The 21,460-nt window shown below is 72.1% G+C and carries 26 protein-coding genes; 12 read left to right on the forward strand and 14 right to left on the reverse strand.

The window, feature by feature from the left end; translation table 11 throughout:
- Positions 1-20: 20 nt before the first annotated feature.
- Complete coding sequence (locus AB0J76_RS18210) at positions 21-1,157, reverse strand: ATP-dependent DNA ligase (protein ID WP_352325689.1); 1,137 nt, start codon at positions 1,155-1,157, stop codon at positions 21-23.
- The gene (locus AB0J76_RS18215; protein ID WP_352325690.1) at positions 1,154-1,876 is read right to left on the reverse strand and encodes a pyrimidine reductase family protein; all 723 of its coding nucleotides are present in this window, start codon (positions 1,874-1,876) and stop codon (positions 1,154-1,156) included. Before AB0J76_RS18215 ends, AB0J76_RS18210 begins: the two co-directional genes overlap by 4 nt.
- A 132-nt stretch (positions 1,877-2,008) precedes the next feature.
- On the opposite strand from AB0J76_RS18215, the gene AB0J76_RS18220 reads away from it, so the two are divergent.
- Entirely contained in the window at positions 2,009-2,410 is a 402-nt protein-coding gene (locus AB0J76_RS18220) for a hypothetical protein (RefSeq protein WP_352325691.1), read from the forward strand.
- A gap of 28 nt (positions 2,411-2,438) precedes the next feature.
- Here AB0J76_RS18220 and glgX read toward each other — a convergent pair whose 3' ends face one another.
- Together glgX and AB0J76_RS18230 are read right to left on the reverse strand one after the other, a co-directional pair.
- A complete protein-coding gene (gene glgX, locus AB0J76_RS18225; protein WP_352325693.1) occupies positions 2,439-4,568 on the reverse strand; it encodes a glycogen debranching protein GlgX in 2,130 nt (709 codons plus the stop codon).
- 33 nt (positions 4,569-4,601) lie between these two features.
- A complete protein-coding gene (locus AB0J76_RS18230) occupies positions 4,602-5,027 on the reverse strand; it encodes an OsmC family protein (RefSeq protein WP_352325694.1) in 426 nt (141 codons plus the stop codon).
- Positions 5,028-5,184: 157 nt separating this feature from the next.
- Here AB0J76_RS18230 and AB0J76_RS18235 point away from each other — a divergent pair, with 157 nt between their 5' ends.
- The 3 genes from AB0J76_RS18235 (at position 5,185) to AB0J76_RS18245 (ending at position 7,570) form a co-directional block, all read left to right on the forward strand.
- Positions 5,185-5,736, forward strand: coding sequence for a sigma-70 family RNA polymerase sigma factor (locus tag AB0J76_RS18235; protein WP_352325695.1), 552 nt, complete (start codon positions 5,185-5,187; stop codon positions 5,734-5,736).
- Positions 5,736-6,626 carry a maleylpyruvate isomerase family mycothiol-dependent enzyme gene (locus tag AB0J76_RS18240; RefSeq protein WP_352325696.1) on the forward strand — a complete coding sequence of 297 codons (891 nt, stop codon included), beginning with the start codon at positions 5,736-5,738 and terminating at the stop codon, positions 6,624-6,626. Before AB0J76_RS18235 ends, AB0J76_RS18240 begins: the two co-directional genes overlap by 1 nt.
- Before the next feature lie 173 nt (positions 6,627-6,799).
- Positions 6,800-7,570, forward strand: coding sequence for a SigB/SigF/SigG family RNA polymerase sigma factor (locus AB0J76_RS18245; protein ID WP_352325697.1), 771 nt, complete (start codon positions 6,800-6,802; stop codon positions 7,568-7,570).
- An 87-nt stretch (positions 7,571-7,657) separates the two neighbouring features.
- Here the strand turns inward: AB0J76_RS18245 and AB0J76_RS18250 are convergent, their stop codons facing one another.
- Entirely contained in the window at positions 7,658-9,004 is a 1,347-nt protein-coding gene (locus AB0J76_RS18250) for an ankyrin repeat domain-containing protein (RefSeq protein WP_364389948.1), read from the reverse strand.
- Positions 9,005-9,149: 145 nt separating this feature from the next.
- On the opposite strand from AB0J76_RS18250, the gene AB0J76_RS18255 reads away from it, so the two are divergent.
- The 3 genes from AB0J76_RS18255 (at position 9,150) to AB0J76_RS18265 (ending at position 11,163) form a co-directional block, all read left to right on the forward strand.
- Positions 9,150-9,899: a DUF1707 domain-containing protein gene (locus tag AB0J76_RS18255; RefSeq protein ID WP_352331322.1), complete on the forward strand. Its 750-nt coding sequence runs from the start codon at positions 9,150-9,152 to the stop codon at positions 9,897-9,899.
- Between the two features lie 71 nt (positions 9,900-9,970).
- The gene (locus AB0J76_RS18260) at positions 9,971-10,471 is read left to right on the forward strand and encodes a SigE family RNA polymerase sigma factor (protein ID WP_352331324.1); all 501 of its coding nucleotides are present in this window, start codon (positions 9,971-9,973) and stop codon (positions 10,469-10,471) included.
- Between the two features lie 2 nt (positions 10,472-10,473).
- Positions 10,474-11,163: a hypothetical protein gene (locus tag AB0J76_RS18265; protein WP_364389950.1), complete on the forward strand. Its 690-nt coding sequence runs from the start codon at positions 10,474-10,476 to the stop codon at positions 11,161-11,163.
- A 19-nt stretch (positions 11,164-11,182) separates the two neighbouring features.
- Here AB0J76_RS18265 and AB0J76_RS18270 read toward each other — a convergent pair whose 3' ends face one another.
- The 6 genes from AB0J76_RS18270 to AB0J76_RS18295 all read right to left on the reverse strand — a co-directional run bounded on the left by AB0J76_RS18270 (position 11,183) and on the right by AB0J76_RS18295 (position 14,865).
- Entirely contained in the window at positions 11,183-11,965 is a 783-nt protein-coding gene (locus tag AB0J76_RS18270; RefSeq protein ID WP_364389952.1) for a sirohydrochlorin chelatase, read from the reverse strand.
- Positions 11,947-12,675, reverse strand: a complete 729-nt coding sequence (locus AB0J76_RS18275; RefSeq protein ID WP_352328173.1) for a phosphoadenylyl-sulfate reductase — start codon at positions 12,673-12,675, stop codon at positions 11,947-11,949. Before AB0J76_RS18275 ends, AB0J76_RS18270 begins: the two co-directional genes overlap by 19 nt.
- Complete coding sequence (locus AB0J76_RS18280) at positions 12,672-12,815, reverse strand: Insertion element protein (RefSeq protein WP_103955276.1); 144 nt, start codon at positions 12,813-12,815, stop codon at positions 12,672-12,674. The genes AB0J76_RS18275 and AB0J76_RS18280 overlap by 4 nt, the downstream gene beginning before the upstream one ends.
- Positions 12,812-14,485 carry a nitrite/sulfite reductase gene (locus AB0J76_RS18285; protein WP_352328174.1) on the reverse strand — a complete coding sequence of 558 codons (1,674 nt, stop codon included), beginning with the start codon at positions 14,483-14,485 and terminating at the stop codon, positions 12,812-12,814. Before AB0J76_RS18285 ends, AB0J76_RS18280 begins: the two co-directional genes overlap by 4 nt.
- 103 nt (positions 14,486-14,588) lie before the next feature.
- The gene (locus AB0J76_RS18290) at positions 14,589-14,672 is read right to left on the reverse strand and encodes a putative leader peptide (protein WP_311132608.1); all 84 of its coding nucleotides are present in this window, start codon (positions 14,670-14,672) and stop codon (positions 14,589-14,591) included.
- 67 nt (positions 14,673-14,739) lie between these two features.
- Complete coding sequence (locus AB0J76_RS18295; RefSeq protein WP_352328175.1) at positions 14,740-14,865, reverse strand: hypothetical protein; 126 nt, start codon at positions 14,863-14,865, stop codon at positions 14,740-14,742.
- A 56-nt stretch (positions 14,866-14,921) separates the two neighbouring features.
- Here AB0J76_RS18295 and AB0J76_RS18300 point away from each other — a divergent pair, with 56 nt between their 5' ends.
- The 4 genes from AB0J76_RS18300 to glyA all read left to right on the forward strand — a co-directional run bounded on the left by AB0J76_RS18300 (position 14,922) and on the right by glyA (position 18,508).
- On the forward strand, positions 14,922-15,686 hold the full coding sequence (locus AB0J76_RS18300) for a TIGR03084 family metal-binding protein (RefSeq protein ID WP_352328181.1): 765 nt from the start codon (positions 14,922-14,924) through the stop codon (positions 15,684-15,686).
- A gap of 54 nt (positions 15,687-15,740) precedes the next feature.
- Complete coding sequence (locus tag AB0J76_RS18305) at positions 15,741-16,115, forward strand: YccF domain-containing protein (RefSeq protein WP_352328176.1); 375 nt, start codon at positions 15,741-15,743, stop codon at positions 16,113-16,115.
- A 58-nt stretch (positions 16,116-16,173) separates the two neighbouring features.
- The gene (locus tag AB0J76_RS18310) at positions 16,174-17,106 is read left to right on the forward strand and encodes a YihY/virulence factor BrkB family protein (RefSeq protein WP_352328177.1); all 933 of its coding nucleotides are present in this window, start codon (positions 16,174-16,176) and stop codon (positions 17,104-17,106) included.
- A gap of 148 nt (positions 17,107-17,254) precedes the next feature.
- Complete coding sequence (gene glyA, locus AB0J76_RS18315; RefSeq protein ID WP_352328178.1) at positions 17,255-18,508, forward strand: serine hydroxymethyltransferase; 1,254 nt, start codon at positions 17,255-17,257, stop codon at positions 18,506-18,508.
- Between the two features lie 55 nt (positions 18,509-18,563).
- On the opposite strand, the gene AB0J76_RS18320 is transcribed toward glyA, so the two are convergent.
- Positions 18,564-19,562, reverse strand: coding sequence for a zinc-dependent alcohol dehydrogenase family protein (locus tag AB0J76_RS18320; protein ID WP_352328179.1), 999 nt, complete (start codon positions 19,560-19,562; stop codon positions 18,564-18,566).
- Between the two features lie 87 nt (positions 19,563-19,649).
- Between AB0J76_RS18320 and AB0J76_RS18325 the strand changes: the two genes are divergently transcribed.
- The gene (locus AB0J76_RS18325) at positions 19,650-19,973 is read left to right on the forward strand and encodes a helix-turn-helix domain-containing protein (protein WP_358284828.1); all 324 of its coding nucleotides are present in this window, start codon (positions 19,650-19,652) and stop codon (positions 19,971-19,973) included.
- Positions 19,974-20,027: 54 nt separating this feature from the next.
- On the opposite strand, the gene AB0J76_RS18330 is transcribed toward AB0J76_RS18325, so the two are convergent.
- Together AB0J76_RS18330 and AB0J76_RS18335 are read right to left on the reverse strand one after the other, a co-directional pair.
- On the reverse strand, positions 20,028-20,750 hold the full coding sequence (locus AB0J76_RS18330; protein WP_352327190.1) for a zf-HC2 domain-containing protein: 723 nt from the start codon (positions 20,748-20,750) through the stop codon (positions 20,028-20,030).
- On the reverse strand, positions 20,747-21,235 hold the full coding sequence (locus AB0J76_RS18335; protein WP_352327191.1) for a sigma-70 family RNA polymerase sigma factor: 489 nt from the start codon (positions 21,233-21,235) through the stop codon (positions 20,747-20,749). The genes AB0J76_RS18330 and AB0J76_RS18335 overlap by 4 nt, the downstream gene beginning before the upstream one ends.
- Positions 21,236-21,460 lie beyond the last annotated feature (225 nt).

Raw genomic sequence — 21,460 nt, forward strand, 5'->3', positions numbered from 1 at the left:
AGCCTAGACCGCTTTGCCCCCTAACGGGCGAGGATGTCGTCGAGGTCGTAGCTGACCGGCCGTTCCAGCTGCTCGTACGTGCACGACTCGGGCGTGCGGTCAGGGCGCCACCGCCGGAAGTGCGCCGTGTGCCGGAACCGGTCGCCCTCCATCTGGTCGTAGGCCACCTCGATCACCAGCTCGGGCCGGAGCGGGATGAACGACAGGTCCTTCTTGGCGTTCCACCGCGACACCGCCCCCGGCACCCGCTGCCCGCCGGTCGCGGGCCCGGCCGCCGGCTGCCCGGCGTTGGCCGTGGCCTGCTCGGCCCAGTGGCCCCACGGGTGCTCGCTCAGCTCCGCCAGGTACGGCTCGAGCTCCTCCACCAGCTCGGCCCTGCGCGCCATGGGGAACGAGGCCGCCACGCCCACGTGGTGCAGCCGGCCGTCGTCGCCGTAGAGGCCGAGCAGCAGCGAGCCGACGATGGGGCCGGTCTTGTGCTCGCGGTAGCCGCAGATCACGACGTCGGCCGTGCGCTCGTGCTTGACCTTGAACATCGTGCGCTTGTCGGGCACGTACGGCTGGTCGCCCGGCTTGACGATGATGCCGTCGAGCCCCGCGCCCTCGAAGGCGTCGAACCATTCGCGCGCCTGCTCGTCGGCGGTGGTGACCGGGGTCAGCCGGACGGACCCGCCCTGGTGCGGGAACAACTCCTCCAGCCGCCGACGCCGCTCGGAGAACGGCTCCTCCATCAGCGACTCGTCGCCCACGGCCAGCAGGTCGAAGGCGATGAACTGGGCCGGCGTCTGCTCCGAGAGCAGCTTGACCCGCGAGGCGGCCGGATGGATGCGCTGCTGGAGGGCGTCGAAGTCGAGCTGCGCCCCCCGGGGCAGCACGATCTCGCCGTCGATCACCACCTTGCCGGGCAGCTCGGCCTTGACCGCCTCGACCAGCTCGGGGAAGTACCGGGTGAACGGACGCTCGTTGCGGCTGCCGAGGTAGACCTCGTCGCCGTCCCTGAACACGATGCAGCGGAAGCCGTCCCACTTGGGCTCGTAGAACAGGGTGCCGTCCTGCTTGGGCATGGCCTTGACCGGCTTGGCCAGCATCGGCGGCACGGGCGGCCGGACCGGGAGGTTGGGCACCGGCTCCGGCTCTTCGACGGGCTGCTCGGTCATGGGCTCTGCTCCCTCGTGTATCTGCAGAAGAGGACCCCCTCCTCTTCCAGGACCTGGCGGAGGTCAAGCGGGACCTGCGCGGCCACGCCGTTCAGTATGCGGGCCGCGCCGCCCGCGACCAGCATGGGACTCACCGACAGGCACAACTCGTCGATCAGGTCGTCGGCCGACAGCTGCGCGTTGATGCGCGGGCCGCCCTCGCACAGGACGCGGGTCAGGCCGCGCTCGTGCAGCTCGCGCACGGCCAGCCGCATGTCGACGCCGTCGTCGCCGGCGATGATCAGGTCGGACCGCCGGCCGGCCAGCTTGCGGCGCTCGGCGGGGGCGGACTCGCAGGTGATCACGATCGTCGGGTTGGTCGCGTCGGTGAACAGCTCGCCGTCGAGGTCGAGGTCGAGGCTGCGGGTGATCACCGCGATCGGCGGCACGTCGGGACGCCCGGCCCGGATCGAGGACCAGGAGGCGCGCGGCTTGACCGGGCCGTAGCCCTCGGTGCGGACGGTCGCCGCGCCCGCGACGATCACGTCGGACAAGCCGCGCAGGACGGCGAAGATGCGCTTGTCGCCCCTGCTCGACAGCCCGCCCGAGCGCCCCTGCAGCCACGCCGCGCCATCGGCGCTGGACACCATGTTGAGCCGCAGCCAGGGCCGCCCCTCGGGGTAGGCGTACGCCTCGGGGATGTCCGGATTGTCTTGAAAGTCGGGATAGATGCGCCGCACTCCTCTACCTTGGCACACCCCACCGACAAACCGTCCCCAGGGGTTTTGCGGCTGACGGCACTTTTGAGTAACTGAAGGACGAAAGGCCCGGAGTCTGCGTACGGTGGCGGCAGGGACTCGCCGGGAGGGGACATGGGCCTGCTCACCGCCGTCACATGGACGATCGCCGCACTGATCGGGGTCTACCTGCTGTGGCGCTGGCTCTCGGCCGGCGGCCTGCGCCGCCAGGAGGCCAAGGTCACCCGCTTCCCGGTGACGCTGCTGCTGTCCCATCCGGCGCTCGCGGCCGCGTCGCTGGCCTGCTGGGTGGCCTACCTGCTGACCGGCCGCGCCCCGCTGGCCTGGCTCGCCCTCTGCGGGCTCACCGTGGCCGCCCTGCTGGGCTTCACGATGTTCACCCGCTGGCTCGGCGGCGGACGCCACCAGCGCCGGGCCACCGGCTTCCCGGTGCTCGCCGTGGCCCTGCACGGCGTGGCGGGGGTGGCCACCTTCGCCCTGCTCCTCGTCACGGCCGGCATCGCCCGCGTGTTCTGACGAACCGGCGGCTGGGTGGTCGCTGGAGCTAGGGCGTCTGCGGCTCCCTGGGCAGCCGCAGGACCTGGAACGACCGGCCGGTCACCGCCACCAGGTCGCCCGCCCGCCACCGCTCGTCGCCGAACGCCTCCTCCACCACGTCGTGACAGGTGTCGAGCACCGGCAGCCACTCGGCCCCGAACTCCGGCCCCGGCAGCGTGAACGACAGGTTCTCGTGGTGGGCGTTGATGAGCAGGAGGAAGGAGTCGTCCACGATCCGCTCGCCGCGCGGGCCGGGCTCGGTGATGGCCTCGCCGTTGAGGTAGACCATCAGCGACTTGGCGTAGCCGGTGTGCCAGTCGCCGGCCGTCATCTCCTTGCCGCCCGGGGTGAGCCAGACCAGGTCGCGCTTGCCGTTGTCGGGGTGGCGGCCGTGGAAGAAGCGGCGGCGCTGGAAGACCGGGTGCTCGCGGCGCAGCTTCGACAACGTCTTGACGAACTCCAGCAGGTCGGACTCGGCGTGCAGCATCGACCAGTCGATCCAGGCCAGCTCGTTGTCCTGGCAGTAGGCGTTGTTGTTGCCCCGCTGGGTGCGGCCGATCTCGTCGCCGTGGGAGAGCATCGGCACGCCCTGCGACAGGAACAGCGTGGTCAGGAAGTTGCGGCGCTGGCGGCGGCGCAGGGCGACGATGTCCGGGTCCTCCACCGGGCCCTCGGCGCCGCAGTTCCAGGAGCGGTTGTCGTTGGTGCCGTCGCGGTTCTCCTCGGCGTTGGCCTCGTTGTGCTTGTGGTCGTAGGAGACCAGGTCGGTCAGGGTGAAGCCGTCGTGGCAGGTGACGAAGTTGATCGAGGCCACCGGGCGGCGGCCGGAGGACTCGTACAGGTCGGCCGAGCCGGTCAGGCGGGAGGCGAACTCGGGGAGCGCGGAGTTCGTGCCCCGCCAGAAGTCGCGCACGGTGTCGCGGTACTTGCCGTTCCACTCCGTCCAGAGCGGCGGGAAGTTGCCGACCTGGTAGCCGCCCGGCCCCACGTCCCAGGGCTCGGCGATCAGCTTCACCTGCGAGATCACCGGGTCCTGCTGGATGAGGTCGAAGAACGCGCTCAGCCGGTCGACGTCGTGCAGCTCCCTGGCCAGGGCCGAGGCCAGGTCGAAGCGGAAGCCGTCGACGTGCATCTCCAGCACCCAGTAGCGCAGCGAGTCCATGATGAGCTGCAGCGCGTGCGGCGAGCGCACGTTGAGCGAGTTGCCGCACCCGGTGTAGTCGAGGTAGTAGCGCCGGTCGCCGTCGTGCAGGCGGTAGTAGTTGACGTTGTCGATGCCCCGGAAGCCCAGCGTGGGGCCCATGTGGTCGCCCTCGGCGGTGTGGTTGTAGACCACGTCGAGGATGACCTCGATGCCCGCCTCGTGCAGCGCCCGGACCATCGCCTTGAACTCCAGCACCTGCTGGCCGCGGGTGCCCGAGCCGGAGTAGCGGCCGTGGGGGGCCAGGTAGGCCATCGTGTTGTAGCCCCAGTAGTTGGTCAGCCCCCGGGCCACCAGGAAGTGCTCGGGCACGTAGTGGTGTACCGGCATGAGCTCGACCGCCGTCACGCCGATGGACAGCAGGTGCTCGATGATCGCCGGGTGCCCGACCCCGGCGTACGTGCCGCGCAGGTCCTGCGGCACGCCCGGGTGGCGCATGGTCAGCCCCCGCACGTGCGCCTCGTAGATCACCGTCTCGTGGTACGGGATGCGCGGCGGCCGGTCGTTGCCCCACTCGAAGAACGGGTTGATCACCACGTTCTTCGGCATGTACGGGGCGCTGTCCTCCCTGTTGCGCACCGACGGATCGGTGAAGTAGTAGGGGAACAGCGCCTCGTTCCAGGTCAGCTCCCCGTCGATGGCCTTGGCGTAGGGGTCGAGCAGCAGCTTGGAGGGGTCGCAGCGACGCCCCTGCGACGGCTCGTACGGCCCGTGGACGCGATAGCCGTACCGCTGGCCCGGCTGGATCCCCGGCAGGTAGCCGTGCCAGACGAAGCCGTCGACCTCCGGGAGCGGCACCCGCTCCTCGCTGTCGTCATCGTGAAAAAGGCACAGCTCGACCCGCTCGGCGACCTCGGAGAACACGGCAAAGCTGGTGCCGACGCCGTCCCAGGTGCCGCCGAGTGGATAGGGTTCGCCCGGCCAGACCTCGCGCATGTGACCCAATTGTCGCACGCGAAAGCGTTCCTGTTAGAGGAGTTCGGCTTTCAGGGTGATCGTGGTGCCGGCCAACGCCTTGCTGACCGGGCAGTTCGCCTTGGCGGTCGCGGCGGCCTCCTGGAACTGCTCGGCCGAGATGCCCGGAACGTGCCCCTGCACGGTGAGCACGATGCCCGTGATGCCCTCGCCCGGCTGGAACGTCACGTCCGCGCTCGTGCGCAGCGACTCCGGCGGCGTGCCCGCCCCGGCCAGGGCGTGCGACAGGGCCATGGAGAAGCAGGAGGAGTGGGCGGCGGCGATGAGCTCCTCGGGGGAGGTGCGGCCGCCCGCGGCCTCGGCCCTGGAGGGCCAGGAGACCTCGAACGTGCCCACGCCCGAGGTGTCGAGCGAGACGGTGCCCGAGCCGTCGAGCAGGGCGCCCTTCCAGTGCGTGGTGGCGGTGCGCGTGGTGGCCATGCGGGTGATCCCTCCGGTCGTCGTCTGTTCGACACTATCGCGGGGCCGCGGGACCGGGGGCGGGGGGCGTCCGCCTCAACATTTCCGGCGAATGATGACATGCTCGGGTCGCGGCGCACCCGCCCGCCTTGGTCCGGACCACGGGAGTGTGGTGCCAGTGGAGGCACCGTACGACGACCGCCTGCTGCACCAGCGGGTGGTCGGCGGCGACGAGTCGGCGCTGGGGGAGGTCTACGATCGGCTGTCCGCGCTGATCTTCGGGCTCTCCTTACGGGTCACCAGGGACCGCGTGATCGCCGAGGACATCACGCAGGAGGTGTTCCTGGTGTTCTGGGAGCGCCCGCTGGCCTACGACCCCGGACGCGGCACGCTGCGCGCCTGGCTGGCCACGATCGCCCACCGCCGCGCGGTCGACCACGTGCGCGCCGAGGAGCGCCGCCGGGTCTCCGCGCTCGGGCCGCGGCTGTTCGAGCGCGAGCCCGCCAGGCTGGAGGAGGCCGTGCTGGCCGCCGAGGAGGCCGAGCGCGTGCGGCAGGCGGTGACGTCGTTGCCCGAGGGGCTGCGCCGGCCGGTGGAGCTGGCCTACTTCGGCGGCCGGACGTACCGGCAGGTGAGCGAGGAGCTGGGCGTGCCCGAGGGCACGGCCAAGTCGCGCATCCGGCTGGCGCTGCGGCGCCTGGCCGACGCGCTGGCGGAGGAAGAAGTGTGATGGATCCTGTCGAGCGCCTGTATCTGGACGCGTTGCTGGAGGACCCGGTGGTGCCGGTCCGTTCCCTGCGCCCGCAGCTCCTGGCCGGGGCCAGGGCCCGCCGCCGCCCCGCGGCGCCGACCGCCGGCTGGGCGCTGCCGTACGCCGGCCGCGTCGCCGCCATGGACGCGCTGCTGGCCTCGGCCGTGGACGACGACTGGGCGCGCGTCATCGTCGAGGGCTGGACGCTCCAGGAGCTGGTGGCCCACCTGGCCGCCAAGGACGGCCTGCTGGCCGCCTCCGTCGGCGCGCCCGTCCTGGGCCCGCCGCTGGCCGCCCGGGACGCGGCCGGCCGCACGGCGGACGTGCAGGCGTACGAGCGGGCCCGCAGCCCCGAGCAGACCAGGCGCGACTGGCGGGCCCAGGCCGACGCCCTCTGCCGTCACCTGGGCGGCCTCGACCCGGCCACGCCGGCCACGGTGGACGGCATGGAGACGGTCGTGCGCGACCACGTCCTGGCCAGGAGCCTGGAGACGTGGGTGCACACCGCCGACGCCGCCACGACGGCCGGGATCCGCCTGCCCGACCCCGTGCCCGAGCACATCCGCCCCACGGCCGACCTGTGCGCCCGCCTGCTGCCCTGGACGATGCTCCTGTCCGGCCTGGACGGCTCCGGCCGCACCCTGCGCCTCACCCTCACCGGCGCGGGCGGCGGCGACTGGCTGATCCCGCTCGGCGTCGCCGACACCGTCCCGGGCACGCCGGACGCCCACCTGACCGCGGACGTGGTCGCGTTCTGCTTCCTGCTGGGCGGCCGGGGCGAGCCGGACGCCTTTCCCACCGAGCTGACGGGCGACCTCGCGCTGGCCCGCGACGTCCTGACCACGGCTCCCGCCCTGTCGGGACCGTGAGCGGGTAAGCTGTGATCGATCTGTGACCTAATATAGGGTGATAAATCGGGATCCATAGGGAATCCTTTGATCCGAAGTCCAGCAGAGGGCTTCACTCACGTAGAAACGTGGCGTGCCTCTGCCTGGGCTTTTTCCATGGACGGGGCCGCCTTCGGGCATATGGAGCAACTCAGATGGCCGTCCTGGATATCGCACTCGACGAAATGACCGCCGAACAGCTTCTGGCTGAGATGAACAGGCCGGAAGCCTCGGACGAGCACAAGGCCCGCATCCGTGAGCGCGTCGTCACCATGTACGACTCCCTCGTCACCGAGGTCACCCGTCGCTACCGCCACCAGCGCGAGCCGATGGAGGACCTGCGCCAGGCCGCGTACGTCGGCCTGATGAAGGCCATCAACGGCTTCGACCCCGAGCTCGGCCACGAGTTCCGCGGCTACGCCATGATCACGATGGTCGGCGAGGTCAAGCGGCACTTCCGCGACCGCACCTGGGCCGTCAAGGTGCCGCGCGTCTACCAGGAGCGCCGGCTGGAGCTCAACAAGGCCACGGCCGACCTCACCCAGACGCTCGGCCACTCGCCCACCGTCTCCGAGCTCGCCGCGCACATGAACATCAGCGAGGAGGACGTCCTGCTCACCCTGGACGCCTCGACCGCCTACAGCGCCCTGTCGCTGGACGCCCCCGTCGGCGGCGACAACGACGGCGCCGACCTCGGCGACTTCCTGCCCTCGCAGGACGAGTCGCTGGACACGCTGCTCGGCAAGTACTCGGTCAAGCCGCTCATCGACGCCCTGCCGTCGCGGGAGCGCAACATCCTGCTGATGCGCTTCTACGGCAACATGACCCAGTCGGAGATCGCCGCCGAGTTCGGCATCTCGCAGATGCACGTCTCCCGCATCCTGCGCGCCGTGCTGAACCAGCTCCGCACCGCCCTGTCGGACTGACCGGGTGGGCGGGCGGTCCCTGCTCCAGGGCCAGAACCCGGGCCCCCGGCGACCCCGCCCAGCGGGCGGCCGCCGGGGGCGACAGGGTCACTCCCCGCCGATCCCCGTGACGAGGTCTCTGGCGTAGTCGTCGTCGCTCTCCTCCTGCACCCGCCTGACGCCCTGCTCGGCCCGCTCGTCGCCGCGCGCCGCGAGCCCCCGCGCCGCCTCGGCCACCGTTCGCAGGTCGGCGTCGGCCAGCCGGTCGGCCAGCGCCTCCCGGATGCGGGGCGTGTCCGCCGACAGCCCGGCCAGCCCGGCCGTGGCCCAGTCGCGGATCTCGGCCTCCTCGTCCCGGGACATCTCGATGAGCAGCGACAGGCCCTCCTCGTGGTCGGCGGGCAGGACGTCGGCCAGCGCGATGGCGTCCGTCATCGTGCGCTTGTGGCCCGGCCGGCCGATGATGTCGAGCACGGCGGGCAGCGCGCGCGGGTCGCCCTGGTGGCCGAGCGCGGCCAGCACCGAGCGCAGCACCTGCGGGTTGCCCTCGGTGGTCACCATCTTCTGCAGCAGCGCGAGCGTGCGGTCGAGATAGGGCTTCTCGCCGTCGGCGAACCCGAACTGGGCGATCGCGTCGACCCCGAACTCCCGCTCGCGCGCGTCCTCGCTCACGCACAGCCGGGACAGGGCCTCGTACGTCTCGTCGTCGGCCCGCCGGCCGAGCGAGTCGGCCACGATCCACCAGGTCTCGGCGTCCTCGTCGACGTCGCGGTGGGCGACGGCCCTGGCGACGAGCTGGTCGACCGGCGTGTAGACGCCCGCCGCGTCCTCCAGGAGGGTCGCCACGGCGGCGTGGCCCCGCTGGGCCTGCACCTGCTCGGTCTGCGAGCCGTCGGGGGAGCGGCCGGCCACGGTGACCAGCTCGGTGCCGTCCTTGGCGTACTGGCGGCCCACGACGTACTCCCAGCCCTCCTGGGCGATCTGGTCGAGCAGCGCGGACTCCAGGTGCACGCCCACCCAGTCGGCCGCGATGTCGAGCGGGCTGTCGCCGTCGCCGTCGAACTTCTCGTGGTCGGCGCCCGCCTCCAGCAGCGTCTGGACCACGCCCAGCGCCCCGCGCCTGGCCGCCAGCGTGAGCGGCGTGTCGCCGTCGTCGTTGGCCGCGTCGACCTCGGCCCCGGCCTCGATCAGCACGCCCGCGGTCGCGGCGTGGCCGTTGGCGGCGGCCCAGAGCAACGCCGTCCAGCCGCCGGCCTCGCGGCCGTTGACGTCGGCCCCGGCCGCCAGCAGCGCCTCGGCGACCTCGACGCGGTCCCAGGCGGCGGCCGCGCAGAGCGGCAGCCCGGCCTCCTCGCCCTCGCTGGCCTTGTTGGGGTCGGCGCCGCCGGTGAGCAGCTTGCCCACGGTCTCGGTCTCGCCGTTCAACGCCGCGCGATAGAGCTGTTCCTCATGCATGACAGGACCCTAGCGTCTTCCCGGCCCCCGGTCGCCGGAGCACGCTGAGGGGCGGCCTCGGGGCTTTTGGACCCATCCAAGGGTGTACGGATGTTCCTCCCAGGGGAGGAGTCCCAACCGCCCCAAGACGCGATATGTTGCGTCTATGACAGATCCGGGTGAGGTGCGCGCGTCGGACGCCGAGCGCGAGGCCGTCGTGGAACAGCTGCGTGTCGCCTCGGTCGAGGGCAGGCTCACGCTCGCCGAGCTGACCGACCGTACCGAGGCCGCCTACACCGCGACCACGCACGCCGAGCTCGCCCTGCTCACCCAGGACCTGCCCGTGGGCGCAGGGCCCGTGCCCGCGCCGGCCCCGGCCCGCGAGGGCGGCAAGCGGCGCTGGTTCGTCGGCATCATGGGCGACACCAAGCGGCGCGGCACCTGGCGCATCGACCAGGAGCTCGGCGCGGTCGCCGTCATGGGCGACGTGCTGCTCGACCTGCGCGAGGCCGAGGTGCGCACGGACGTGGTCGACGTCACGGCGGTGTCCGTGATGGGCGACGTCAAGATCATCGTGCCCGACGGCGTGAACGTCGACCTCGACGGCGTCGCCGTGATGGGCGACAAGAAGGTCGACGTGCTGGAGGCGGCCCCCGGCATGAACGTGCCGGTGATCCGGGTGCGCGCCTACGCCGTGATGGGCGACGTCAAGGTGCTCGGCGACTCCCGCGCCCAGCCGGTCAAGCGCGGCCTGGCCGCCTGGCGGGAGCACTGGCGGGCGCTGCACGGCGACGACTGGCGCGAGGTCGGCCGCCAGATGCGCGACGACGCCCGCGAGGTCGGCCGGCAGATCCGCGACGAGCACCGCGCCCTGGAGCGAGAGCGCCGCGACCGCCGCGACCGCCGGGGTTACTGAGGCCGTGCAACGCGGGCGGGGGTCTTCGGCGTAGTGATCGGTGAACATCACCGGACAGTGAGGACCCCTCGATGCGGGATCGTGCCGACTTCGAGCGCTACGTCGAGCAGCGCTCGGCCCGCCTGCTCAGGACGGCGTACCTGCTGTGCCGCGACTGGGCCACGGCGGAGGACCTGACGCAGACCGCGCTGGCCAGGGCCTGGCTGGCCTGGCGGCGGGTCGGCGCGAACCCCGACCCGTACGTCTACCGCATCCTGACCAACACGCACGCCTCCTGGTGGCGGCGGCGCTGGCGGGGCGAGGTGGCCACGGGCGAGCTCCCGGACCGCCCCCAGGACCAGGACGACACGGCCGGGATCGGCACCCGGGACGCGCTCAGGGCCGCCCTGGCCGCGCTCCCGGCCAAGCAGCGGGCCGTGGTCGTGCTGCGGTACTTCGAGGACCTGCCCGACGAGGCCATAGCCCAGATCGTGGGCTGTTCGGTGCCCACCGTTCGCAGCCAGGCCAGCCGCGCGCTGGCCAAGCTGCGGCTCGACCCCGCGGCCAGGGCCGCGGCGGAGACGGGAAGCTGACGATGACCGAACAGCGACTGCGTGACCTGCTCGAACACGACAGCGCCGACGTGCCCCCGGGCGGGGTGCGGCTGGCCGACGTGGACGCCCGCGTCCGCTGCATCCGGCGGCGCCGGGGCCGGGCGGCGGCCTCGGTGGCGGCGGCGGCCCTGACGGTCACGGCCGTCACGGTGCTCACCGTGGACGCCCGGCCCGTTCCCGGGTCCACCCCCGCCGCCGGGGACGTGTGGGCCGGAGCCCTGGCCCAGCCGGCGCCGACGCGCGCCCGGCCCAGGCCGCCGCTCTTCCACGGTTACTCCCAGGGCGGCAGGCGGGAGACGTTCACCTTCGAGTCGAAGGCCGGGAAGGTGTCCTTCGCCCTCACCTGCCCGCCGGGCAGCTACGGGCTGATCTGGCTCAACGGCGAGCTGGTCGCCACCGGCGCGTGCGGGCCCACGGTCCGGCAGCCGCCCGGCTGGTTCGGCGACGCCGAGGCCCGCGACGGCGTCAACGAGCTGAGCGCCGCCGTGGTGAAGGCCGCGGACGCGGGCACCGGCACGATGACCGCCGAGGGCGCCGACGAGCTGCTGGCCTGGACCGCCTCCTACCCCGCCGAGTGGCGGCTGATCCTGGCCGACGCCCGCACCCGGTCGTGCCGGCCCAACGTGGTCAGCGTCGATCCGAGGACCGGCGCGATCATGGCCCGCTGCTGAGAGCCCGCTGCTGGGGGGCTCAGCCGGCCACGGGCAGGCGCTCGCGCAGGGCCGTCTCGTACCGCTCCAGCAGCACGTCCACCAGCTCGGGCGCCGGGCCGAGCACGTCGGCGCAGACGGCTGGGGCGGTGGCCCGGCGGATCCGGTCGGCGAAGAAGCCGGGAGCCAGCAGGTAGGGGGCGACGGCCACGCGCGGCGCGCCCGCGGCGCGAAGCCGCGCGACGGCCTCCCCCGGCGTCGGGCCGGCGGCCGAGGCGTAGGCCGCGGTCACCGTCCACCAGCCGGCGCGCCGCCAGGCGCGGGCCATGCCCGCGATCACCTCGTTGGCCCTGGCGTCGCTCGACCCGGCCGAGACCAGCACGACCGCCGTCTCGGGGTCGCCGGCCGGCACGCCCGCCTCCGCCAGCCGCCGCTCCAGCGCCGGCAGCAGCAGCGGGTGCGGCCCGAGCGTCGTGCCGTAGCGGACCCGCAGGCGCGGATCGCGCGCGCGGGCCTCGTTGAGCGCGGCCGGCAGGTCGACCCGGCTGTGGTAGGCCTCGGTGAGCAGCAGCGGCAGCACCACGGCCTCGCTCAGCCCGTCGAGCGCCTGCCCCAGCGTGGGCGCGCAGTGGTCGAGGTAGGCCACCCGCACCGGCACGTCGGGACGCGCCAGGCGCACGCGGTCCAGCAGCGCGGCCACGGTGGCGGCGGCACGCGGGTCACGCGACCCGTGCGCGACCGCCACCAGTGGCACGCGCCCGGGGGCCGGCCCGCCTGCCAACGGGACGCGGCCCCTGCCGGGGATCACAGGTGAATGCCGCATTCGACCTTCCCCAGCCCCGCCCAGCGGCCGCTGCGCGGGTCCTCGCCCTCGGCGACCTGGCGCGTGCACGGCGCGCAGCCGATCGAGGGGTAGTTGTCGTAGTGCAGGGGGTTGATCAGCACGCCGTTGTCGGCGATGTAGTTGTCGACGTCCTCCTGCGTCCAGGCGGCGATCGGGTTGACCTTCACCATCTGGCGCTTGGCATCCCACTCGACGACCCTGGTGTCCGTACGGCTGGACGACTCGTCCCGGCGGATGCCGGAGATCCACGCCAGGTACGGCTCCAGCGCCCGGTTGAGCGGCTCGACCTTGCGCAGATAGCAGCACAGGTCGGGGTTGCGGCCGAACAGGCGCGGCCCGAGGTCGCGATCCTGCTCCTGGACCGTCCTGGACGGCTTGATGTCGATCACGTTGACGTCATAGACCTGCCGCACGGCGTCACGGGTGCCGATCGTCTCGGCGAAGTGGTAGCCGGTGTCGATGAACAGCACGTCCACGCCCGGTTTGACGCGGCTCACCAGGTCGATGAGCAAGGCGTCGCTCATGGAGGACGTCAGGCACAACCGGTCGCCGAACGTCGCCGCGGCCCACCGGATGATCTCCCGGGCCGGGGCGCCCTCAAGGAACGTGGCGGCGGACTCGACGATGTCCTGCAGGTCGAGCGTGCCACGCTGATCTCGCAAACCCACCTCGATGTCGACGAGCGTCATATCTTCACTCCGATTCCGAGAAACTTCAGCTTGAAGGCGCGGGCGCAGGCGCGGCAGTACCAGCCGCCGTCCCCCTCGTAGGGCTCCAGGTCCTCGTCACCGCAGTACGGGCAGTGGAAGGGGACCGCTCGCGTGGTCATTTCAGGTCCGCCTCGTCCGCGCGCTGCACCCAGTCGGCGAAGGACTCGCCTTCCTTCTTCTGGGCGTCGTAGTTGCGCACCACGCGCTCGACGTAGTCGGGCAGGGCCTTGGCGGTGGTCTTCAGGCCGCGCACCTTGCGGCCGAAGCCGGAGTTCACGCCGAGCGAGCCGCCCAGGTGGATCTGGTAGCCCTCGACCTGGTCGCCGTTCTCGTCCACGACGAGCTGGCCCTTCAGGCCGATGTCGGCGACCTGGATGCGGGCGCAGGAGTTGGGGCAGCCGTTGACGTTGATGGTGAGCGGCTGCTCGAAGTCGGGCAGCCGCCGCTCCAGCTCGTCGATCAGGTGCGCGGCGGTGGCCTTGGTCTCGACGATGGCGAGCTTGCAGTACTCGATGCCGGTGCAGGCCATCGTCTGGCGGCGGAACGTGGAGGGGTTGACCTGCAGGTCGTTGGCCTCCAGCTCGGCCACGATGGACTCCACCCGGTCCGGCGCGACGTCGAGGACGACCATCTTCTGCTCGACGGTGGTGCGCACCCGGCCGGAGCCGTGCCGCTCGGCGATGTCGGCGATCACGTGGAGCTTGTCGCCGTCGAGGCGGCCCACCTTGGGCGCGAAGCCCACGTAGAAGTTGCCGTCCTTTTGCGGATAGACGCCCACGTGGTCGCGGCGGCTGCCGCGCGGCAGGGCGGGCGCCGGGCCGTCGGGCAGGCTCTCCTTGACGTACTCGGTCTCCAGCACCTCGCGGAACTTCTCCACGCCCCAGTCGTTGACCAGGAACTTCAGCCGGGCCCTGTGCCGCAGCCGGCGGTAGCCGTAGTCGCGGAAGATGCCGATCACGCCCGCGTACACGTCGTCGACGCGGTCGGGGCTGACGAAGACGCCGAGGCGCTTGGCCAGCATCGGGTTGGTGGACAGGCCGCCGCCGACCCACAGGTCGTAGCCCGCCTCGCCGTGCTCGTTGACGACGCCGACGAAGGCGACGTCGTTGATCTCGTGCACCGTGCAGTGGGCCGGGCAGCCGCTCAGCGCGCTCTTGAACTTGCGCGGCAGGTTGGAGTACTCGGGGTTGCCGATGAACTGCTGGTTGATCGAGTGGATGTCGTCGGTGGCGTCCAGCACCTCCTCGGCGTCGATGCCGGCCAGCGGGCAGCCCAGGATCACCCGCGGGGTGTCGCCGCACGCCTCGGTGGTGGACAGGCCGACGGCCTCCAGGCGCTCCCAGATGTCGGGCACCGACTCGATCTCGATCCAGTGGAGCTGGATGTTCTGCCGGTCGGTGAGGTCGGCCGTGCCGCGCGCGTACTCGTTGGCGATGTCGGCGATCGTGCGGAGCTGGCGCAGGTCGAGCTGGCCGCCGTCGATGCGCACGCGGAGCATGAAGTAGCGGTCGTCGAGCTCCTCCGGCTCCAGGACGGCGGTCTTGCCGCCGTCGATGCCGGGCTTGCGCTGGGTGTAGAGGCCGTACCAGCGCATCCGGCCGCGCAGGTCGGCGGGGTCGATGGAGTCGAAGCCGCGCTTGGCGTAGACGTCGATGATGCGCTGGCGGACGTTGAGCCCGTCGTCGTTCTTCTTGTTCTCTTCGTTCTTGTTCAGGGGTTCCCGGTAGCCGAGGGCCCATTGGCCCTCGCCGCGCGGGCGCTTGTGATGCCGGCTGGCAGGGGTGCTCATTGCGCGTCCTTCGTTTCGTGGGCGCGCGCAGCGTTCCTCCTGCCTCGTCGTCGAGTGCAGGGGTTCAGGTGAATGCGACGCGCTCTGCGGTGGAGAAGATGAGTTAGCGGGCGTCGCAACAGATGGCACTGCGGACACGCTGAAGGTCGACGTGGCGTCGACCGACGAGCATGGGGTCCGCTGGCATACCTTGACGATACTCCGGAGATCCCGGATGTCCAAGATGGGGTCCAGAGTCTGGACTCCGCGGGCCGCTAACCTTGGCGCGGCCAGTCGAGCGGCGACTCCTGCGGCCGTTCCTCGCTCTGGTGCTGGCAGTCGCACCAGGAGCCGCCGCGGCAGTCGTCGTGACGCTTGTCCTTGCAGCTCTCGCAGATCACGTCTGCAATTATTCTCCCAGAACGTTGTTCGGGTTAGGCTGGCGCCCGTGGATCTCATGGCCGGACTGCTGGCCGACCTCCGGGACGAGAGCGATTCCCTGGAGGCGCTGCTGGCGCCGCTGCGCCCCGCCGACTGGGAGACGCCCACGCCCGCCGCGGGCTGGGCGGTGCGCGACCAGGTGAGCCACCTGGCCTGGTTCGACGACGCCGCCGTGGTGTCGGTCACCGACCCGGACGGCTTCCGCGCCCTGGCCGCGCGGACCGGCTCGGTGGACGACCTCGCGCGGGCCGCGCGCGGCCTGCCGCCGGGTGAGCTGCACGCCTGGTTCCGCGCGTCCCGCGCCCGGTCGCTGGAGGCGTTCGCGACGCTCGGCGCACGCGTGCGGGTGCCGTGGTTCGGGCCGGCGATGTCGGGCGCGTCGTTCGTCACCGCGCGCCTGATGGAGACCTGGGCCCACGGCCAGGACGTGGCCGACGCGCTCGGCGTCGCCCGCGAGCCCACCGAACGGCTGCGGCACGTGGCCCTGCTCGGCGTGCGCGCCCGGCCCTACAGCTTCGCCGCCCGCGGCCTGCCCGAGCCCGCCGGGCCGGTACGCGTCGAGCTCACGACCCCCGGCGGCGACCTGTGGACCGCCGGCCCCGCGGACGCGCCCGCCGCCGTGCGCGGCCCGATGCTCGACTTCTGCCTGCTCGTCACCCAGCGCGTGCACCTGTCGGACACGGCCCTGGAGCCGGCCGGCGAGCCCGCCCGCGCCTGGCTGGAGATCGCCCAGGCGTTCGCCGGGCCGCCGGGGCCGGGGCGGCCGCCCAGGTCAGGGTAAGTTCAGGGTCGTACCGGATGACCTCGGCGGCACGGCCGGTGACATGCTGTGAGCATGCGGACCATTCTGAACGTCATCTGGCTCGTGTTCGCCGGCATCTGGCTGGCGATCGGCTACGCCGTGGCCGGGATCATCTGCTGCATCCTCATCGTCACCATCCCGTTCGGCATCGCCTCGTTCAGGATCGCCGCCTACGCTCTGTGGCCGTTCGGCCGTACGGTCGTGCGCGATCCGGACGCCGGCGTCTTCTCCCTCATCGGCAACGTGATCTGGTGCGTGGTCGCGGGCATCTGGCTGGCGATCGGGCACGTCATCACCTCGATCCCGCTGTTCATCTCCATCATCGGCATCCCCATGGGCATCGCGAACCTCAAGCTGATCCCCGTCTCCCTCCTCCCGCTGGGCGCGCGCATCGTGGACAACGACTAGGGCAGGAGCCGGGACGTAAGCTGTCCCGGAGAGTCACTGCGAAATACCGTTGGGTGCCATGACGTCCACCAATGCGCCTTCCCGGTCCAGGAGGCGGCTCGCCTCGACCGCCCGGGCCAGGCTGAACTGGGTGCTCGACACCAAGTCGTGGGCGATCGTGCGCGCGGCCACGAACGCCGGTGTCGACTACCGGGTCACCGGCCTGGCCGGCGAGGCCGCGTTCTTCGCGCTGCTGTCGTTGCCGCCGTTCGTGCTGGGCCTGATCGGCGTGCTGGGCAAGCTCGGCACCTGGCTCGGCGGCGGCGTCGTCACGGAGGTCAAGACGTGGGTGATCGAGCAGGCCGGGCTGCTGTTCACCGACGACGCCGTCAAGAAGGTGATCAACCCGCTCATCACCGACGTGCTCAGGGACGACGCCAACAAGGTGTCCATCATCTCGCTCGGCTTCCTGCTGTCGCTGTGGTCGGGCTCGCGGGCGCTCTACGTCTACGTCGACCTCATCTCGGTCGCCTACGGGCTGGGGGAGGAGCGCGGCATCATCCGCACCCGGCTGATGTCGTTCGGCCTCTACGTCGTCGGCCTGATCATCGGCATCATCGTCATGCCGATCCTGGTCATCGGCCCCACCCTGCTCAAGGACGCGCTCCCCGGCGAGTACGGCATCCTCATCGACATCCTCTACTGGCCCGTCGTGATCAGCGGCTCGGTGCTCTTCCTCACCGTGCTCTACCACGTCAGCGTGCCGGTGCGGACGAAGTGGTACCGGGAGCTGCCCGGCGCGATCCTGGCCCTGTTCCTGTGGATCGTGTGCGCCGCCGTGCTGCGGGCGGTGCTGGCGGCCTGGTTCTCGCCCGTGTCCGTCTACGGCTCCCTGGCCGCCCCGATCGCGCTGCTGCTGTGGCTGTACATCACCGCCCTGGCCGTGCTGATCGGAGCCATCCTCAACGCCGAGGTCGACCGGCTCTGGCCGGGTGTGAGCCGGACCAAGTAGCGGGACGAGCGGCCGGTTGCGCATCCGCTATCGTCTAGGGCGACGCGACTGGCGCATTCGGTGGGATCGACCACCAGGGAGCGAATCAACCGGGAGCGGAGGCCGAGCGCCTGGGTCTTCGCCAATTGTCAATGATGACAGGGGAGTCATGAGTTCTCTTGCTAGCGCCGACCCGCAGCTCGCCGAGCTCATCAAGGCGGAGGAGCGCCGCCAGGCCGACACCGTCAAGCTGATCGCGTCCGAGAACTACGTGTCCAAGGCCGTGCTCGAAGCGACCGGCACGGTGCTGACCAACAAGTACTCCGAGGGTTACGCGGGCAAGCGCTACTACGAGGGCCAGCAGGTCATCGACCAGATCGAGACGCTGGCGATCGAGCGGGCCAAGGCCGTGTTCGGCGTCAACCACGCCAACGTCCAGCCGTACTCGGGCTCGCCCGCCAACCTGGCCGTCTACCTGGCCTTCCTGCAGCCCGGCGACACCGTGCTCGGCATGGGCCTGCCGTTCGGCGGCCACCTGACCCACGGCTGGTCGGTCTCGGCCACCGGCAAGTGGTTCAACCCGGTCCGTTACGGCGTGCGCCGCGACACCGGCCGCGTCGACCTCGACGAGGTCCGCGAGCTGGCCCTGGAGCACCGGCCGAAGCTGATCTTCTGCGGCGGCACCGCGATCCCGCGCACGATCGACTTCGAGGGCTTCGCCTCCATCGCCCGCGAGGTCGGCGCCGTGCTCGCGGCCGACATCGCGCACATCGCCGGCCTGGTCGCGGGCGGCGCCCACCCGTCCCCGGTGGGTCACGCCGACGTGATCTCCACGACCACCCACAAGACGCTGCGCGGCCCGCGCGGCGCGATGCTCATGGCCACCAGCGACGAGCACGCCACCGCGCTCAACAAGGCCGTCTTCCCCGGCCTCCAGGGCGGCCCGCACAACCACACCACCGCCGCCATCGCCGTCGCGCTGCACGAGGCCGCCCAGCCGTCCTTCCGCGACTACGCCCACCAGGTCGTCGCCAACGCCAAGGCCCTGGCCGAGGAGCTGTCCAGCCGGGGCTTCGACCTGGTCTCCGGCGGCACCGACAACCACCTGATCCTGCTCGACCTGACGCCCAAGGGCATCGGCGGCAAGCCCGCCGCCCAGGCGCTCGACCGGGCCGGCCTGGAGACCAACTACAACGCGGTGCCGTTCGACACCCGCAAGCCGTTCGACCCGTCGGGCATCCGCATCGGCACCCCGTCGGTCACCTCGCGCGGCATGGGCGAGGCCGAGATGCGGCAGATCGGCGCCTGGATGGACGAGGTCGTCACGGCCCTGGCCAAGGGCGACGCCGAGGACGTCATCACCCGCGTCCACCACGAGGTCAGCGAGCTGACCGCCCAGTTCCCCGCCCCCGGCCTGTCCTGATCCCGCGGCCCGCCCGTCCGGCCCGGCCCGCCCCTCGCGGCGGGCGGCCGGACGGTCAGTGCCGGACCGTCACCACGATCTTGCCGAACTGCGCGTTCGACTCCAGGTGCCGGTGCGCCTCGACGATCTCCTCCAGGTCGAACGTGCGGTCCACCACCGCCCGGAACGCGCCCGAGCGCAGCCCCGACGCCACGAACGCCGCCGCCCGCCGCAGCCGTTCGGGCACCCGCGTCGTCTCGTGCATCGTGTACGTCCGCATGTTGAGCGCCGGCATGCCGAGGTCGATCCCCGGATAGGGCGTCGGCCGGCCGCTCAGCGCGCCGTACACCAGCAGCAGCCCCTCGGGGGCGACCACCCTGGCCAGGTCCGTCACGCCCGGCCCGGCCACGGCGTCGAAGACGAACTCCGCGCCGCGCCCGCCCGTGGCCGCCAGCACCCGCTCGGCCACGTCCTCCTCCTCGGTGACGATCACCTCGGCGGCGCCCTCCTTCAGCAGGGCCTCCTTCTTGGCCGCGGTGCGGGTGAGGGCGATCGGCGTGGCGCCCATGCGGTCGGCGACCCGGGTGGCGGCCAGGCCCACGCTGCTGGAGGCGGCGTTCAGCACCACCGTGTCCCCGGGACGCATCCCGCCCACCTCCACCAGCGCGCCGTAGGCCGTCACGTACGGCATCCACACGGCCGCGCCCTCCACCGGGCCCACCCCCTCGGGACGGGGCAGCACAGCCGCCGCCGGCACGACCGCCCGCCTGGCGTACACGCCGTAGTCGTTCTGCGAGAACGCCGGCACCGTGCTCACCGGCTGGCCGGTCCGCAACCCGGTGACGCCCGCGCCCACCGCCTCGACCACCCCGGCGGCCTCGGTGCCGAGCCGGGCGGGGAAACTCCGGACGGGCTCGATGTAGTGGCCGCTGCGGAACAGCGCCTCGGCCCGGTTGAGGCCGATCGCGTCCACCCGGATCCGCACCTCGCCCGGCCCCGGCTCGCCGGCCGCCACGTCCGCCAGCTCCAGCACCTCGGGCCCGCCGAGCTCGTGGAACAGCACCGTCCTGGTCATCACATCGTCCTTCCGCGTCAGAGGCCGCCATTCAACCCCCGAAGTACGACTACCGTCAAACTTCGATGGATGTCGTACTATGGCTCCATGGACGCCGACCGCACCCCGGACCACCCCGACCTGCGCGAAGTCACCCTGCAACGGGTTCTCGAAGCCCTCGTCGACCCGGTCCGGCGCAGCATCGTCACCCAGCTCGCCACCGCCGCCGGCGACATCAGCTGCGGCGGGTTCGACATCTCGGTGAGCAAGTCCACCGCCACCCACCACTTCCGGGTGCTGCGCGAGGCCGGCCTCATCCGGCAGCACTACGCCGGCACCTCCCGCCTGAACACCCTGCGCAGGGCCGAGTTCGACCAGGCGTTCCCCGGCCTGCTCGACGCCGTCGTCACCGCCGACCGCGCGTCCGCCTGAACGCGGCGAGGCCCTCCCGCCGGCGGCGGAAGGGCCTCGCGCGGGTCCGCGACCTCAGGTCCTGACGGTGAGCAGGGTCGTGCCCGTCCTGGTGACCACCTCGAAGCGGTCGATCTCGGCCAGCGGCGTCGCGCTGCCGCCGTGCATGTAGAGCGGCGCCGGCGAGCCCGGCACGCCGTAACCCGGCGCCGGCACCGACCACCCGGTCATCACCCGCCGCTCGCCCGACTTGCCCACCGACACCAGCTCGCACTCCAGCGGCCCCTTCACCCCCGACAGCTTGAGCGCCGCGTGCGTGCCCCAGCCCTTGGACTCCACCACCAGCCCGCCCGACACCCCGCCGACGCCCTTGCCCGCGATCGGCGTGCCGTCGGCGTAGAACTGCTCGGCCGGGCCCATGTGGTCGGCGCGTCCCGCCATCGCCGGCGGCGGGTCGCCGCCGCCGGTGAGCTGCGTGCCGACGGTAAGACCGCCGGCCACCAGGGCGACCGCCGCCGCCATCCCGAGCAGGAACGTCCCCCGGCGGGCTCGCCGGTCGGCCGCCTTCTTGCGGAGGAGCAGGTCGACCACGCCGGCCTGCCCCTCACGGGGAGGAGGGCCGGCGTCCTCCAGCGGGCCGATGCCGTGCAGCACGCTCGCGACCCCCGCCAGGTCCGACAACTCGAAGCGGCAGGAGGGGCAGACGCGCAGGTGGGACTCGAAGGCCAGCCGGTCGTCCTCCTCCAGCAGGCCGAGGGCGTAGGCGCCCACGTCGGTGTGCTCGACTCCCGAGGTCACGCCGTCACCCCCCGCTCCTCCAGCGCGACCCGCAGCGCGCGGACCGCGTAGTAGACCCGCGACTTCACGGTGCCCACCGGGATGCCGAGCGCCGCGGCGGCGTCGTTGACCGACCGGTCCCGCAGGATCGTCTCGTTCAGGATCTCGCGGTGCGCCGGTGACAACGCCTTCAGCGCCTCCGACACGACCACCTGGCGCAGCAGCCCCTCCAGTTCGTCCGGCACCGGCACGCTGTCCAGCGCCCCGTCGCCCGATTCCGGCGGGCGCGCCTCCCTGCGCCGCCGGTCGTCGATCACGATGCGTCTGGCCACCGTGGCGAGCCAGGGCATGAGCGAGACCGAGTCGGGGTCCAGCCGCTCCGCGCTGCGCCAGGCCCGGATCATCGTCTCCTGCACCACGTCTTCCGCCCACTGCCGGTCGCCCGCCGTCAGCCGTACCACGAAGGCCAGCAACGGCCGGTGGTACTCCCGGTAGAGCGCGGACACGACCACCTCGTCGTCCGGTCGCACCCGCCGGATCAGGTGGCGCAGGCGCGGCTCGCCCACCGGGGCCGTCCCCTCGGCCGAGGGCGGGGGATACGTGCTGATCCGCATCAGGCCCCTTTCTCGCGTCCGTCGGGAGGGAGTACGCTCGGCCGCCCTGGCGGGGTTCAACGGATCGCCGAAACATAATGCGATTGCATCTGCCGGGAAAGGGTGGTTAGAGTCGCA

Origin of the sequence: Nonomuraea sp. NPDC049624 (assembly GCF_040675255.1) — a bacterium.
Lineage (GTDB): Bacteria > Actinomycetota > Actinomycetes > Streptosporangiales > Streptosporangiaceae > Nonomuraea.